This is a genomic window from Dickeya lacustris (assembly GCF_029635795.1).
Lineage (GTDB): Bacteria > Pseudomonadota > Gammaproteobacteria > Enterobacterales > Enterobacteriaceae > Dickeya > Dickeya lacustris.
On the sequence record NZ_CP114280.1, the window covers coordinates 4,226,682 to 4,240,950 of the forward strand.

The following is a 14,269-nucleotide window of genomic DNA, read 5'->3' on the forward strand; positions in this document are numbered from 1 at the left end:
ACAGACAGGACTGGAATGATGAGCAACATGATAGAAGCACTGCAACAGCAGTATGCGCGACTGGGCCAGCTGCGCCCGTTTACGGGGGCGAACAGCGCCACGCCGTGGCTGGACGACCTGACGGCGAAGCACGAGCGCAAGCTGTGTGCCGACCTGGAAGAGGCGGTACGCAAGAGCGGGCTGACGGACGGGATGACGATTTCCTTCCACCATGCGTTCCGCGAAGGGGACAAGGTGATAAACCGGGTGGTGGAGACGCTGGCCCGGATGGGGTTTAAAAACCTGACGCTGGCGTCGAGCTCGCTGATGACCTGCAACGCGCCGCTGATAGAGCACATCCGCAACGGGGTCATCACCCGTATCTTCACCTCGGGGATGCGCGGCAGGCTGGCGGACGCGATATCGCACGGTCTGATGGCAGAGCCGGTGCAAATCCACTCGCACGGCGGGCGGGTGCACCTGCTGCAGAGCGGGGAGCTGACGATAGACGTGGCGTTTCTCGGGGTACCGGCGAGCGACGAGTTCGGCAATGCCAACGGCACGTCGGGGACATCGCGCTGCGGGTCGCTGGGGTATGCGATGGTGGATGCGCAGTATGCGAAGACGGTGGTGCTGCTGACGGAGAGCCTGGTGCCGTTCCCGAACATGCCGGCGAGCATCGTGCAGGACCAGGTGGATTTTGTGGTGCCGGTGGACGAAGTGGGCGACCCGGCGAAAATCAGCGTGGGGGCGGCGCGCGTGACCAGCAACCCGCGCGAGCTGCTGATAGCGCGGCGGGCGGCGGACGTTATCGAGCACTCGGGGTACTTTAAGAGCGGCTTCTCGATGCAGACCGGCTCGGGGGCGGCCTCGACGGCGTGCACGCGTTTTCTGGAAGAGCGGATGCAGAAGCAGGGCGTGGTGGCGCGGTTTGCGCTGGGCGGCATCACCGGGAGTCTGGTGGATTTGCACGAGAAGGGGCTGATAGAGACGCTGCTGGACACGCAGTGCTTTGACGCGAACGCGGCGGCATCGCTGGCGAAGAACCCGCAGCACGTGGAAATCTCGACCAACGTGTACGCGAACCCGAGTGCGAAGGCGGCGTGCTGCGACCAGCTGGACGTGGTGATATTGAGTGCGCTGGAAATCGACACGCAGTTCAACGTGAATGTCATCACCGGGTCGGACGGGGTGATGCGCGGGGCGTCGGGCGGTCACTGTGACGTGGCGACGGCGGCGAACCTGACGATAGTGGTGGCGCCGCTGATACGCAGCCGCATTCCGACGGTGGTGCGTCAGGTGACGACGTGCGTGACGCCGGGCAGCGCGATAGACGTGCTGGTGACGGACCACGGGATAGCGGTGAACCCGCTGCGCCCGGAGGTGGCGGCACGGCTGACGGCGGCGGGCCTGAGCGTGATGTCGATTGACGAGCTGTACCAGCGTGCGGTGGCGCTGGCGGGCGAGCCGAAGGCGATTGAGTTCCACGAGCGCATCGTGGGGGTGATCCGCTACCGTGACGGCAGCGTGATTGACGTGGTGCGTCAGGTAAAGGACTGAGCCCAGGCGTATGAGTGAGACGATGCGGCCTCACCCCAGAACCAGAGATGAAAACCAGAGATAAAACCAGAGATGAAAACCAGAGCAAGCGCAGCGGTGCTGGCGGGGTTGACGGTCGCTGAGGCGCTGACCGGCGAGGTGGATGAGCCGGGCGGGTTGCCGGACATCCACCGGCGGGTGGTGGCGGCGCTGACGCACGAGGTGGAGCTGACGCCGAAGCCGGGGCTGGTGGACGCGGCCAACAGCGGCGCGCACCGCGACATGGACATGGGCACGTTCGAGGCGAGCATTGCGGCGCTGTCGCCGTGGTTTGCGCGCTTTACTGCCGCCGGCTGGCAGCATCGCCACCTGCCGCTGTCGCAGCTGCTGGCGCGGGTGCGCCCGGTGGGGCTGGCGGCGGAGCAGGCGATGCAGGCGGCGACAGGCGGGGTGAACACGCACAAGGGCGGTATTTTCGCCTTTGGTCTGGTGTGCAGCGCGGCGGGCTGGCTGGCGGGGCGCGGCGAGCGCCTGAGCCGCGCATCGCTGTGTGGCAGCGTGGCGCAGATGAGCGCGGGGCTGGTGGAAACGGAGCTGGCCGGTGGCAGCACGGCGGTGACGGCGGGTGAGCGGTTGTACCGTGAGCACGGGCTGACGGGGGCGCGGGGTGAAGCGGCGAGCGGCTTTGCCACGGTGCGGCGCTACAGCCTGCCGGCGTACCTGGCGGCGCGCGCGCGGGGTGTGCCGGAGCGCGAGGCGCTGCTGCACACGCTGGTGGTGCTGATGGCGCAGAACGGCGATACCAACGTGGTGTCGCGCGGCGGGCTGGCAGGGTTGTCGCTGGTGCAGCGTCTGGCGCGGGAGCAGTTATCCGCCGGGGTGACGGTGGCGGGGCTTGAGGCGATGGACAGGACGCTGATTGCGCAAAACCTGAGTCCGGGCGGCAGTGCCGACCTGCTGGCACTGACCTGGCTGCTGGCCGGTTATCCGGCGTGGTAATCCCGGCTGCGGTGTGCGACATCTTATGTCCGCTATCCATGTGCGATATCCAGGTGCGACAGCCATGTGCGCCACGCCCGGAAGAACGTGGCCTGTCGGTATACCGATGTATGCTAAAGGATGGTTGCTGGTATTTAATACGATGATGCCTGTAATAACACCATGCCGACAGGCACCGGCTCATAAATAACAGGCGATATTCATGGTTGATTAATTAACCGTGCCGCGATTGATTAGGGTGGCGATATTATTAGTCATTATTTTAATGCGCTAAATCCGAAACGAACTCTATTGTTGCTGTCTATTTGCATTGATTGCCATTACGGTGGTAAGGAGCTGTCATGTTAGAACATTATTACGCCCATATTGTTGAGCGACGTAAAACCGGTATTCCGCCTAAACCATTAACCGCCGCGCAAGCAACGGCATTGGTGGCGCAACTGAGTGCAGAGGAAAATCAAACATCTACCGATATTCCGGTATGGCTTGATCTACTGGCTCACCATATTTCTCCCGGTGTCGATGATGCTGCAAAAATTAAAGCCGACTTTCTGGGGGGAATTGTACGCGGGGATATTACCGTGGCGGCGCTTTCTCCGCTTGCGGCTATTCGTTTATTGGCGACGATGCAAGGCGGTTATAATATTCAGCCATTAATTGATGCACTGGATAATAATGTGCTGGCCGAGGAAGCGATAAAAGCACTGAGTCATACGCTGCTGATATTTGATTATTTTGGTGAGATTGAAAAGAAAGCCGGGCAGGGGAATGTTGCTGCACAGCGGGTATTACAGTCCTGGGCCGAGGCCGAATGGTTTAGCGCTCGTCCGGCGCTGGCGGAAAAAATCACGCTGACGGTATTTAACGTCGCGGGTGAAACCAATACTGATGACCTGTCACCGGCACCGGAAGCCTGGTCACGCCCGGATATTCCGCTGCATGCGCAGTGTATGTTGAGCGTGCCGCGCGATGGCGTGACGCCGGATAAACCGGGGTCTGTCGGCCCGGTGGCACAGATGCAGGCGCTGAAAGCGCAGGGCTATCCGCTGGTGTATGTCGGCGATGTGGTCGGCACCGGGTCGTCGCGCAAATCGGCCACCAACTCCATTTTGTGGCACATCGGGCAGGATATTCCGTTTGTGCCGAATAAACGCGCCGGTGGCGTGGTGCTGGCCGGGAAAATCGCGCCGATTTTCTTTAACACGCTGGAAGACTCCGGGGCGCTGCCGATAGAAATGGACGTCAGCGCGCTGTCAACCGGCGATGTGATTGATGTCTATCCCTATTTAGGCGAGGTGCGTCGTCACGAGGATGACGCGCTGCTCGCCCGTTTTAGCCTGAAAACCGAGGTGCTGCTCGATGAAGTGCGCGCCGGTGGCCGTATTGCGCTGATTATTGGCCGCAGCCTGACGGCGCGCGCGCGCCAGTCGCTGGGCCTTGCGCAAAGCACGCTATTTCGTCTGCCGCAAGCGCCTGCCGAGTCGGCACGCGGCTATACGCTGGCGCAGAAAATCGTCGGTAAAGCCTGTGGTGTGGCCGGTGTGCGCCCGGGGCAGTATTGCGAGCCGCGCATGACCACGGTGGGCTCGCAGGATACCACCGGCGGCATGACGCGCGATGAGCTGAAAGATTTGGCCTGCCTGTACTTCTCCGCCGATCTGGTGATGCAGTCGTTCTGCCATACCTCGGCATACCCGAAACCGGTCGATGTTAACCTGCACCAGACGCTGCCGGACTTCATCACCCGGCGCAACGGCGTGTCGCTGCGCCCGGGCGATGGCATCATCCACTCCTGGCTTAACCGCATGCTGGTGCCGGATACCGTTGGCACCGGTGCCGATTCCCACACCCGTTTCCCGATTGGCCTGTCGTTCCCCGGCGGTTCAGGGCTGGTGGCGTTTGCGGCGGCTACCGGCATCATGCCACTGGATATGCCGGAGTCGGTGCTGGTGCGCTTTAACGGGCAGATGCAGCCGGGCATTACGCTGCGTGATCTAGTCCATGCCATCCCTTACTTTGCTATCCAGCAAGGGCTGTTGACGGTCGCCAAGCAGGGTAAGAAAAACATCTTCTCCGGTCGTATTCTGGAAATCGAAGGTCTGGCCGGTTTGAGCGTCGAGCAGGCGTTTGAACTGGCGGATGCCTCGGCCGAGCGCTCGGCGGCAGCCTGTACCATCAAGCTCGAACAGGCGGAAGTGGAAACCTATTTGCGCTCGAACGTGGCGCTGCTGCGCACCATGCTGGCAGAGGGCTATCAGGATGCGCCGACGCTGGCGCGGCGTATTCGGCGCATGGAGCAGTGGTTGAGCGAGCCGCAGTTACTGGAAGCCGACGCTGACGCCGACTATGCCGCCGTTATCGAGATCGATCTGGCAACCATCCGTGAGCCGATTCTGTGTGTGCCCAATGACCCGGATGACGTGAAAATGCTCTCGGAGGTGGCGGGAAACCACATCGATGAGGTGTTTATCGGCTCATGCATGACCAACATCGGCCATTTCCGTGCGGCCGGTAAACTGATGTCGCAGCATCAGGGCGATACTGCCGCCCGGCTGTGGCTGGCACCGCCCACCCGCATGGATGCGCAGCAACTGAGCGATGAGGGCTATTTCAGCCAGTTCATTCAATCCGGCGTGCGCATTGAACCGGCGGGGTGTTCGCTGTGTATGGGCAATCAGGCGCGCGTCAGGCCGGGTAGTCAGGTGGTGTCCACCTCGACACGTAATTTCCCCCATCGTCTGGGGACGGACGCCCGCGTCTATCTGGCCTCGGCGGAATTAAGCTGCGTGGCCGCGCTACTGGGCCGCTTGCCGACGGTGGCGGAATATCAGCAGCATGTGGCTATCTTGTCGTCATCGGCGCCAGAGATTTACCGCTATTTGGATTTTGCCGCGCCGCTTGACCCGGCGGCGGTAAACCGCATTCCGGTACAGACTGTTTGAGCATGCTGGCCCGCATTAACGCGGGCCATTTTCATGCCGGGGTGTGCGGCGTGACCGCGTTTTTACGTTCAGGTTTATCACGCCGTTTTCATGATTCCGCTTTTATCGTCCTGCTTTCATCATCCTGCTTTCATCGTTCGGCTGGCAGGGTGTTGCTGGCATGTTGCAACACCACGGCGTATCAAGTGATGCCGCTGATAGCGATTCCAGCGGTTGTTAATGTCTCGGTAACGGCAGGTTGCCGTAATGCAATAAGGCCGGTACGAGGATAGACGAACGGCGGTGGATATCGTTATGTATTTCCGTGCATAGCGAAACTCTGAGCATAAATACCTATAAAGGGGGTGAATAGACGATTAAAACTGTAATTATTGATTTTGCTCAAAATCTCCTCGTGGCGTGTTGTTAGATTTCCCGCAACAAAAAAGACACATAAAATTTATAGGGAAAAGCATGCAGGTTAATCGAAGGGGCTTTTTTAAAGTCTGCGCCGGGGGAATGGCGGGCACCACGCTCGCGGTATTAGGGTTTGCCCCCACAGAGGCGATGGCTTCTGTGCGTCAATACAAATTGCTGCGCTCAAAAGAAACACGCAATAACTGCACTTACTGTTCCGTTGGCTGCGGGCTGTTGATGTACAGCCTGGGCGACGGGGCAAAAAACGCCAAACCCGCCATTTTTCATATTGAAGGCGACCCGGATCATCCGGTCAGCCGTGGCTCGTTGTGCCCGAAAGGGGCCGGGCTGGTGGACTACATTCACAGCGAAGGCCGCCTGAAATACCCGCAATACCGTGCGCCGGGTTCGGACAAATGGCAGCGCATCAGCTGGGAAGACGCCATTGAGCGCATCGCCCGGTTGATGAAAAAAGACCGTGATGCCAATTTCGAGCGCGTCAACGCCAAAGGCACGCTGGTTAACCGCTGGCTGACGACCGGCATGCTGTGTTCCTCTGCCGCCAGTAATGAAACCGGCATTCTCGACCAGAAATTCGCCCGTTCGCTGGGCATGGTCGCCATCGACTGTCAGGCGCGCCTGTGCCACGGCCCGACCGTTGCCGCGCTGGCACCGACCTTTGGCCGTGGCGCGATGACCAACAACTGGGTGGACATCAAAAACGCCAACGTGATCATCGTGATGGGCGGTAACGCCGCAGAAGCGCACCCGGTCGGTTTCAAATGGGCGGTGGAAGCCAAAACCCACAACGACGCCAAACTGATCGTGGTTGACCCGCGTTTTAACCGTTCTGCCGCTGTTGCCGATCTGTATGCGCCGATCCGCGCCGGATCGGATGCCGCGTTCCTGCTCGGTATCGTCAACTATTTGATTACCCAAGATAAGATTCACCACGAGTATGTGAAGTCCTACACCAGCGCCAGCCTGATCGTGCGTGAGGACTTCAGCTTCGACGACGGGCTGTTCAGCGGTTATAACAACCAGACGCACCAGTATGACAAGAGCAGCTGGCAGTATGAGCTGGGCGCAGACGGTTTCGCCAAACGCGACATGACGCTGACCCACCCGCGCTGCGTGTGGAACCTGCTGAAAAAGCACGTCTCCCGCTACACGCCGGAGATGGTGACGTCACTGTGCGGCACACCGGCGAAAGCCTATGAAGAGATTTGCCAGTCGCTGGCCAGCACCTGCGTGCCGAACAAAACCGCGACCTTCATGTACGCGCTGGGCTGGACGCACCACACCAACGGCGCGCAGATTATCCGCGCGGCGGCGATGATCCAGCTGTTGCTCGGCAACATCGGCATGGCGGGCGGCGGCATCAATGCGCTGCGCGGCCACTCTAACATTCAGGGCTATACCGATCTCGGGCTGCTGAGTCTCAACCTGCCGGGCTACATGCCGCTGCCATCGGAAAAACAGGGCGACCTGAAAACCTACCTTAGCCAGATAACACCGGATGCGCTGCTGGCGGATCAGGTCAACTACTGGAAGAACACGCCGAAATTTTTTATCAGCATGATGAAAAGCTTCTGGGGCGATAACGCGCAGGCCGCCAACAACTGGGGCTATGACTGGCTGCCGAAGTGGGATCGCAGCTATGACGTGATGGCCCAGACCGAGCTGATGCTGGACGGCAAAATGAACGGTTACATCGTGCAGGGCTTCAACCCGCTGGCGGCGTTCTCGAATAAGAACAAGGCTACCGCTGCCCTGTCGAAACTGAAATACATGGTGGTGATCGACCCGCTGGCGACCGAAACCTCCACCTTCTGGCAGAACCACGGCGAGTTTAATGACGTGAACCCGGCGGAGATCCAGACCGAGGTGTTCCGCCTGCCGTCGAGCTGCTTTGCCGAAGAGAACGGTTCTATCGCCAACTCCGGGCGCTGGCTGCAATGGCACTGGGCGGCGGCCGAGCCACCGGCTGAGGCGCTGCACGACGCGAAAATCCTTGGCCGCCTGATGACGCGCCTGCGTGAACTGTACCGCGAAGAGGGCGGCGTGTGCCCGGAACCGGTGCTGAACATCAACTGGAACTATCAAGACCCGGAAGACCCGACGCCGGAAGAAATTGCCCGCGAATCCAACGGCATGGCGCTGGCGGACGTAGTCGACGACAAGGGCAATCTGCTGCTGAAAAAAGGCCAGCAACTGGCGGACTTCTCGCAGTTGCGTGATGACGGCAGCACCGCCAGCTTCTGCTGGATTTACGCCGGGAGCTGGACTGAAGCGGGTAATCAGATGGCGAATCGCGACAACACCGACGTCGGCCTTGGCGCTACGCCGGGCTGGGCCTGGTGCTGGCCGCAGAACCGCCGCATCCTGTATAACCGCGCCTCGGCAGATTTGCAGGGCAAACCCTGGGACAGCAAACGCAAGCTGCTGGAATGGACTGGCCAGAAATGGAAAGGCATTGACGTGCCGGACTTTGCCGCCACGGTGCCGCCGGGCAAAGACACCATGCCGTTCATCATGCTGCCGGAAGGGGTGGCGCGGCTGTTCTCGCTCGACAAACTGACCGATGGCCCGTTCCCGGAACACTACGAGCCGATAGAAAGCCCGCTTGATACCAACCCGCTGCACCCGGCGGTGGTGTCGAACCCGGCGGCGCGCTTGTTTGCGCGCGATGCGAAAACCATGGGCAAGGCGAGCGATTTCCCGTATGTCGCCACCACCTATTCCATTACCGAGCTGTTCCGCCACTGGACCAAACATGCGCGCATGAACGCCATCGTGCAGCCGGAGCAGTTTGTCGAAATCGGCGAGAACCTGGCGAAAAGCAAAGGCATCAAGGCGGGCGACATGGTGAAAGTCTCCTGCCAGCGCGGTTACATCAAAGCCAAAGCCGTCGTGACCAAGCGTATCAAAACGCTGACCGTGGCCGGAAAAGCGATTGAGACCGTCGGCATCCCCTGTCACTGGGGGTTTGAGGGCACAACGCGCAAGGGGTTCCTGGCGAACACCCTGACGCCGAGTGTCGGCGATGCCAACTCGCAAACGCCGGAATACAAGGCGTTTCTGGTCAATGTGGAAAAGGTGTAAAGGGTAAAACGTTATGTCAATGCAATCTCAGGATATTATCCAGCGTTCGGCCACCAGTAGCCTGACGCCGCCGCCACAGGTTCGGGATGATAAAAGCGAAGTCGCCAAGCTTATCGATGTCACCACCTGCATCGGCTGTAAAGCCTGTCAGGCGGCCTGTTCCGAGTGGAACGACATCCGTGATGACGTCGGCCACAATGTGGGGGTCTATGACAACCCGGCCGATTTGAGCGCCAAGTCATGGACGGTGATGCGTTTTTCCGAAGTGGAGAGCGCAGACCGTCTGGAGTGGTTGATTCGTAAAGACGGCTGTATGCACTGCGCCGAGCCGGGCTGCCTGAAAGCCTGCCCGTCGGCCGGGGCGATTATTCAGTACGCCAACGGCATCGTCGATTTTCAGTCGGAACACTGCATTGGCTGTGGCTACTGCATCGCCGGGTGCCCGTTCAACATTCCGCGCTTAAACAAGCAGGACAACCGCGTCTACAAATGTACGCTGTGTGTCGATCGCGTCAGTACCGGTCAGGAACCGGCCTGCGTGAAAACCTGCCCGACCGGTGCGATTCATTTCGGCACCAAGGAAGAGATGAAGAACGTGGCGGCCGAGCGTATCGCCCATCTGCAAAAACGCGGCTACGCCAATGCTGGCTTGTATGACCCTGAAGGCGTCGGCGGCACCCACGTCATGTACGTGTTGCACCATGCGGATAAACCGTCGCTGTACCACAACCTGCCGGATAACCCGAAAATCTCGACGTCGGTGAACCTGTGGAAAGGCATTCTCAAGCCGCTTTCGACATTGGGCTTCGTTGCGACCTTCGCCGGGCTGATGTTCCACTATATCGGCATTGGGCCGAACACCGAAGAGACCGCGCATCCACACGAAGGGCAGCCGCACGAAGGAGACGATAAGCATGAGTAACCCAAAAATGATTGTGCGCACGAAGTTCGCCGACCGTGTTTGCCACTGGATTGTGGTGATAAGCTTCTTTCTGGTGGCGCTGTCGGGGATCGCGCTGTTTTTCCCGACGCTGCAATGGCTGACGCAAACCTTCGGTACGCCGCAGATGGGGCGCATCATGCACCCGTTCTTCGGTATTTTGATTGTGGTGTGTCTGGTGCCGATGTTTATCCGGTTTGTCGGTCATAACATCCCGAAACGTCAGGATGTGCCGTGGTTCCTGAATATCATTGAGGTACTGAAGGGCAACGAGCATGAAGTGGCCGATGTGGGTAAATACAACCCCGGTCAGAAACTGATGTTCTGGAGCATCATGGGCTTAACGCTGGTGTTGCTGATTACCGGCGTCATCATGTGGCGGCCCTATTTCGCGCATCTGTTCCCGATAGACGTGGTGCGCTACGCCATTTTGCTGCACGCCACCGCCGCCATCGTGCTGATCCACGCCATTCTGATCCATATGTACATGGCGTTCTGGGTGCGCGGCTCTATCAAAGGCATGATTGAAGGCAAAGTCTCGGAAAAATGGGCGCTGAAACACCACCCGCGCTGGGCGCGCACGGTGATTGGCAAAGCCAACAAAGACAAGAAATAAAGCCTCTTGCTGGCAGTTGATAAACCGCTGTGTTGTTTCGTGAACAGTGAGTTTATGTCCGGTCGGAGAAGGGTTTCGTGCTGGATAAACGGCGTAGTTTCTTTGCTATTTCATCGCACGCACGACAAGGAGAGGCTCAACGCCGCCTCTCCTTGACCTCTGGCTGGTGGCTAAACTGTGCCGCTGCGCGGTACCTTCGGCGTTCGCCTTCGCTGTTCGGGCCGCCCGTGACGTGCTCCCGGCACGGCACGGGCTTTCGCCGCATCCATGCGGCTCACCCGGCGAAGTCGCCCACCTCAGCACAGTTTTTGACGCCAGAAAAAATGCCCTGAGCTTTAGATGCTTTGTTGCGCAGGAATCGTCGATTCCCGCTGTTATCCCCCGTACCTTGCGGTGATTTGTGGTAGTCTGGCCCGTAACAGAATTCAGGGTGAATGATGCGCCATGTCACTGAAACAGATTGCAAAAACACTGGGATTATCCGTTACCACCGTCAGCCGGGCGCTGAATGGCTACGATGATGTGGCCGCCGAAACGCGCCAGCGGGTGGAAGAGGAAGCCCGGCGTCTTGGCTATCGCCCCAATACCTTTGCCCGGCGGCTGAAAATGGGGCGTATTGACGCAGTTGGCTTGGTGTTTCCGTTGCAGCCCGCGCCGCTCAGTAATGCCACGTTCATGGAGATGGTGGCGGAAATCAGCCACGAGCTGGCGAAGCAGGAGATAGACCTGCTGCTTATCGCCGACGACGGGCAAGCCGACAGCCACGCCTTTTTACGTATGATTGAAAGCCGCCGGGTGGATGCGTTGATCGTCGCGCATACATTGCAGCAAGACCCCCGGCTGCAATACCTGCAAGCGGTCGGCTTTCCGTTTCTGGCGCTGGGGCGCAGCGATTTGCCGCAGCCTTATGCCTGGTTCGATTTCGACAATCAGGCCGGTGGCGCGCTGGCTACCCGCCACCTGATTGACCTTGGCCACCGCCATATTGCTTTTCTGGGTGAACACCATCCGCAATCCTTTATCGCGCAACGTCGCGCCGGTTATCTGGCGGCGCTGGCTGAGGCCGGTATTGCCCGGCGCGATGAACTGTTGCGCCAGGTGGCACCGTCACGCCGGGAAGGGTATCAGGCAACGCTGCAATGGCTGGCGCTGCCACAGCCGCCGACCGCGATTGTCACCGATGGCAGCACACAGGGCGAGGGCGTGGCGCTGGCGTTGCGCGACTGCGCCCGGCTGCACGGGGAAGGCGCGCTATCGCTGATTGTCTATGACGGCCTGCCCACGGATTCGCTGCTGGACATCCCGGTGACGGCCATCACTCAGGCCACCCGCGCGCAGGTAGGCCAACAAATCGCCCACATGGTGTTTCGGCTGCTGGCAGGCGATGCGCCGTCGTCATTGCAGGTGCTGTGGCAACCGCAGCTGTATGCCGGGCAGACTGATAATCCACCGCCAGCAACGACATAACCCGCCTGCCTCCGCCTGTTTCGTCATCGTTTTCCGCCGCCGGTTCAGCGTTCGTTTTTTAACCCGATCACAAAACCGAAACGTTTCGGTTTTTATCCGAAACGTTTCGGAATACAACTAACCTCATCAACCATTCAGGAGAATGAGGATGGAAACGACGCTGATTCGTCTCACCAGTGCGGTGACGGATGTGATTGTGCGCTGCCAACCGGCGGCGGAAATTGTCTATTGGGGGCCGCATCTGGCGGACTTTTCACCACAGGATGTGCAAAGCCTGTCGCGGCCAGTGGCGAATGGCCGGTTGGATGTGGACGTGCCGGTGACGCTGGCAGCGGAAACCGGGCGGGGCTTATTTGGCTCGCCGGGCATTGAGGGCCATCGCAACGGTCTGGATGCTTTCGCGGTGCTGACCACCGTTTCGGTAGAGCAGCCGAACCCGCAACACCTGATCATTGACGCGCAAGACCGTCAGGCGGGTTTGCGCCTGAGGAGCGAATTCAAGCTGCACGCCGACAGCGGGGTGCTGCAACTGCGCCACAGCCTGACCAACCTGCATCCGGGTGACTGGCAGGTGCAGCGGCTGGCGCTCACGCTGCCGCTGCCGGAATCGGCGGCGGAGGTGATGGCGTTTCATGGCCGCTGGGTGCGGGAATTTCAGCCGCACCGCACGCGGCTCATGCACGGCAGTCTGGTGCAGGAAAACCGCCGTGGGCGCACCTCTCATGAGTATTTCCCGGCGATGGTGAGCGGCGAGCCGGGGTTTGCCGAGCAGCAAGGGCGGGTATGGGGGGTACACCTTGGCTGGAGCGGCAACCATCGGCTGCGCGCGGAAGTGAAAACCGATGGGCGACGGCTGGTGCAGGCGGAAGCGCTGTATCTGCCCGGCGAAATCGCGCTGGCGCAGGGTGAATCGCTGACCACGCCGTGGCTGTACGCCGCCTGTTCTGAGCAGGGGCTCAACGGCATGAGCCAACAGTTTCACCGCTTTTTGCGCCAGGAAATTATCCGCTTTCCGCGCGCCAGCGCCCGCCCGGTGCATCTCAATACCTGGGAGGGCATCTATTTTAACCATGACCCGGACTACATCATGCAGATGGCGACGCAGGCCGCTGCGCTGGGCGTTGAGCGTTTTATTATCGATGACGGCTGGTTTCGCGGGCGCGACCATGACCGTGCCGCCCTCGGCGACTGGTACGTGGACGCACAGAAATACCCGCAAGGGCTGATGCCGGTGATAAACCATGTGCGCTCACTGGGCATGGAGTTCGGCATCTGGGTGGAGCCGGAAATGGTTAACCCGAATTCTGATTTGTATCGTGCGCACCCGGATTGGCTGCTGGCCGTGCCCGGTTACGCGCAACCGACCGGGCGCTATCAGTATGCGCTCGACCTGGCGAACCCTGAGGTGTTCGATTACCTGCTGGCGCGCCTGAGCTGGCTGCTGGGTGAACACCCTGTCGATTACGTGAAGTGGGACATGAACCGCGAGCTGGTGCAACCGGCCCATCAGGGGCGGGCGGCGGCTGACCGCCAGACCACGGCGTTCTATCGCCTGCTCGATATATTGGGTGAGCGTTTCCCGCAGGTGGAGTTTGAGTCCTGTGCCTCGGGCGGCGGGCGTATCGACTACGAGGTGCTGCGGCGTAGCCACCGCTTCTGGGCGTCTGACAATAACGACGCGCTGGAGCGGCAGGCTATCCAGCGCGGCATGAGTTATTTCTTCCCCCCCGAAGTGATGGGCGCGCACATCGGCCACCACCGCTGCCACGCTACCGGGCGTCAGCACAGTATTGCCTTTCGTGGCCTGACGGCGTTGTTTGGCCACATGGGGATCGAGCTGGACCCGGTACGTGCCGACGCGCAGGAACAGGCCGGTTTTCGCCATTACGTGGCGCTGCACCGCCAGTACCGCGCGCTGTTGCACACCGGCTGCCTGTGGCGTGTTGACATGCCGGATGCCACCACGCAGGTGCAGGGCGTGGTCAGCGAGGATAAACGGCAGGCGCTGTTTCTGGTGGCGCAACTGGCGATGCCGGATTACGCGCTGGCCGGGGTGCTGCGTTTCCCCGGGCTGGACGCGCACGCCCGTTACCGCTTAACCGTGGTAGACCACCCTGACCTGAAGCCGGTTATCGACGGCGGCAGCACCATGCGCCAGTTGCCGTCCTGGATGGCGGCACCGGCGCAATACAGCGGCGAATGGTTGATGAAAGCCGGGCTGCGTTTGCCTATTCTCAACCCGGAAACGGCGCTGTTACTGGAATTAGAACGTCTGTAATACAGCGG

At 60.3% G+C, this 14,269-nt stretch carries 8 protein-coding genes; all 8 read left to right on the plus strand.

Annotation, left to right across the window (positions count from 1 at the left end; genetic code table 11):
- Positions 1–18 precede the first annotated feature (18 nt).
- The 8 genes from citF to O1Q98_RS19205 all read left to right on the plus strand — a co-directional run bounded on the left by citF (position 19) and on the right by O1Q98_RS19205 (position 14,261).
- Positions 19–1,539, plus strand: a complete 1,521-nt coding sequence (gene citF, locus O1Q98_RS19170; RefSeq protein ID WP_125261329.1) for a citrate lyase subunit alpha — start codon at positions 19–21, stop codon at positions 1,537–1,539.
- 72 nt (positions 1,540–1,611) lie between these two features.
- Entirely contained in the window at positions 1,612–2,517 is a 906-nt protein-coding gene (gene citG / locus O1Q98_RS19175) for a triphosphoribosyl-dephospho-CoA synthase CitG (protein ID WP_278142465.1), read from the plus strand.
- Between the two features lie 341 nt (positions 2,518–2,858).
- Complete coding sequence (locus tag O1Q98_RS19180; protein ID WP_125259957.1) at positions 2,859–5,459, plus strand: bifunctional aconitate hydratase 2/2-methylisocitrate dehydratase; 2,601 nt, start codon at positions 2,859–2,861, stop codon at positions 5,457–5,459.
- 453 nt (positions 5,460–5,912) lie between these two features.
- Entirely contained in the window at positions 5,913–8,960 is a 3,048-nt protein-coding gene (gene fdnG, locus O1Q98_RS19185; protein WP_125259956.1) for a formate dehydrogenase-N subunit alpha, read from the plus strand.
- 13 nt (positions 8,961–8,973) lie between these two features.
- Positions 8,974–9,882, plus strand: coding sequence for a formate dehydrogenase subunit beta (gene fdxH / locus O1Q98_RS19190; protein WP_125259955.1), 909 nt, complete (start codon positions 8,974–8,976; stop codon positions 9,880–9,882).
- A complete protein-coding gene (fdnI, locus tag O1Q98_RS19195) occupies positions 9,875–10,516 on the plus strand; it encodes a formate dehydrogenase-N subunit gamma (RefSeq protein WP_125259954.1) in 642 nt (213 codons plus the stop codon). Before fdxH ends, fdnI begins: the two co-directional genes overlap by 8 nt.
- Positions 10,517–10,960: 444 nt before the next feature.
- The gene (locus O1Q98_RS19200; protein ID WP_125259953.1) at positions 10,961–11,983 is read left to right on the plus strand and encodes a LacI family DNA-binding transcriptional regulator; all 1,023 of its coding nucleotides are present in this window, start codon (positions 10,961–10,963) and stop codon (positions 11,981–11,983) included.
- A 148-nt stretch (positions 11,984–12,131) separates the two neighbouring features.
- Positions 12,132–14,261 carry an alpha-galactosidase gene (locus O1Q98_RS19205; protein ID WP_125259952.1) on the plus strand — a complete coding sequence of 710 codons (2,130 nt, stop codon included), beginning with the start codon at positions 12,132–12,134 and terminating at the stop codon, positions 14,259–14,261.
- Positions 14,262–14,269: the final 8 nt, after the last annotated feature.

Excerpts from the sequence above, each read along its gene's own strand:
- citF (WP_125261329.1), top strand. The coding sequence starts at position 19 with ATGAGCAACATGATAGAAGCACTGCAACAGCAGTATGCGCGACTGGGC.
- citG (WP_278142465.1), top strand. The coding sequence starts at position 1,612 with ATGAAAACCAGAGCAAGCGCAGCGGTGCTGGCGGGGTTGACGGTCGCT.
- O1Q98_RS19180 (WP_125259957.1), top strand. The coding sequence starts at position 2,859 with ATGTTAGAACATTATTACGCCCATATTGTTGAGCGACGTAAAACCGGT.
- fdnG (WP_125259956.1), top strand. The coding sequence starts at position 5,913 with ATGCAGGTTAATCGAAGGGGCTTTTTTAAAGTCTGCGCCGGGGGAATG.
- fdxH (WP_125259955.1), top strand. The coding sequence starts at position 8,974 with ATGTCAATGCAATCTCAGGATATTATCCAGCGTTCGGCCACCAGTAGC.
- fdnI (WP_125259954.1), top strand. The coding sequence starts at position 9,875 with ATGAGTAACCCAAAAATGATTGTGCGCACGAAGTTCGCCGACCGTGTT.
- O1Q98_RS19200 (WP_125259953.1), top strand. The coding sequence starts at position 10,961 with ATGTCACTGAAACAGATTGCAAAAACACTGGGATTATCCGTTACCACC.
- O1Q98_RS19205 (WP_125259952.1), top strand. The coding sequence starts at position 12,132 with ATGGAAACGACGCTGATTCGTCTCACCAGTGCGGTGACGGATGTGATT.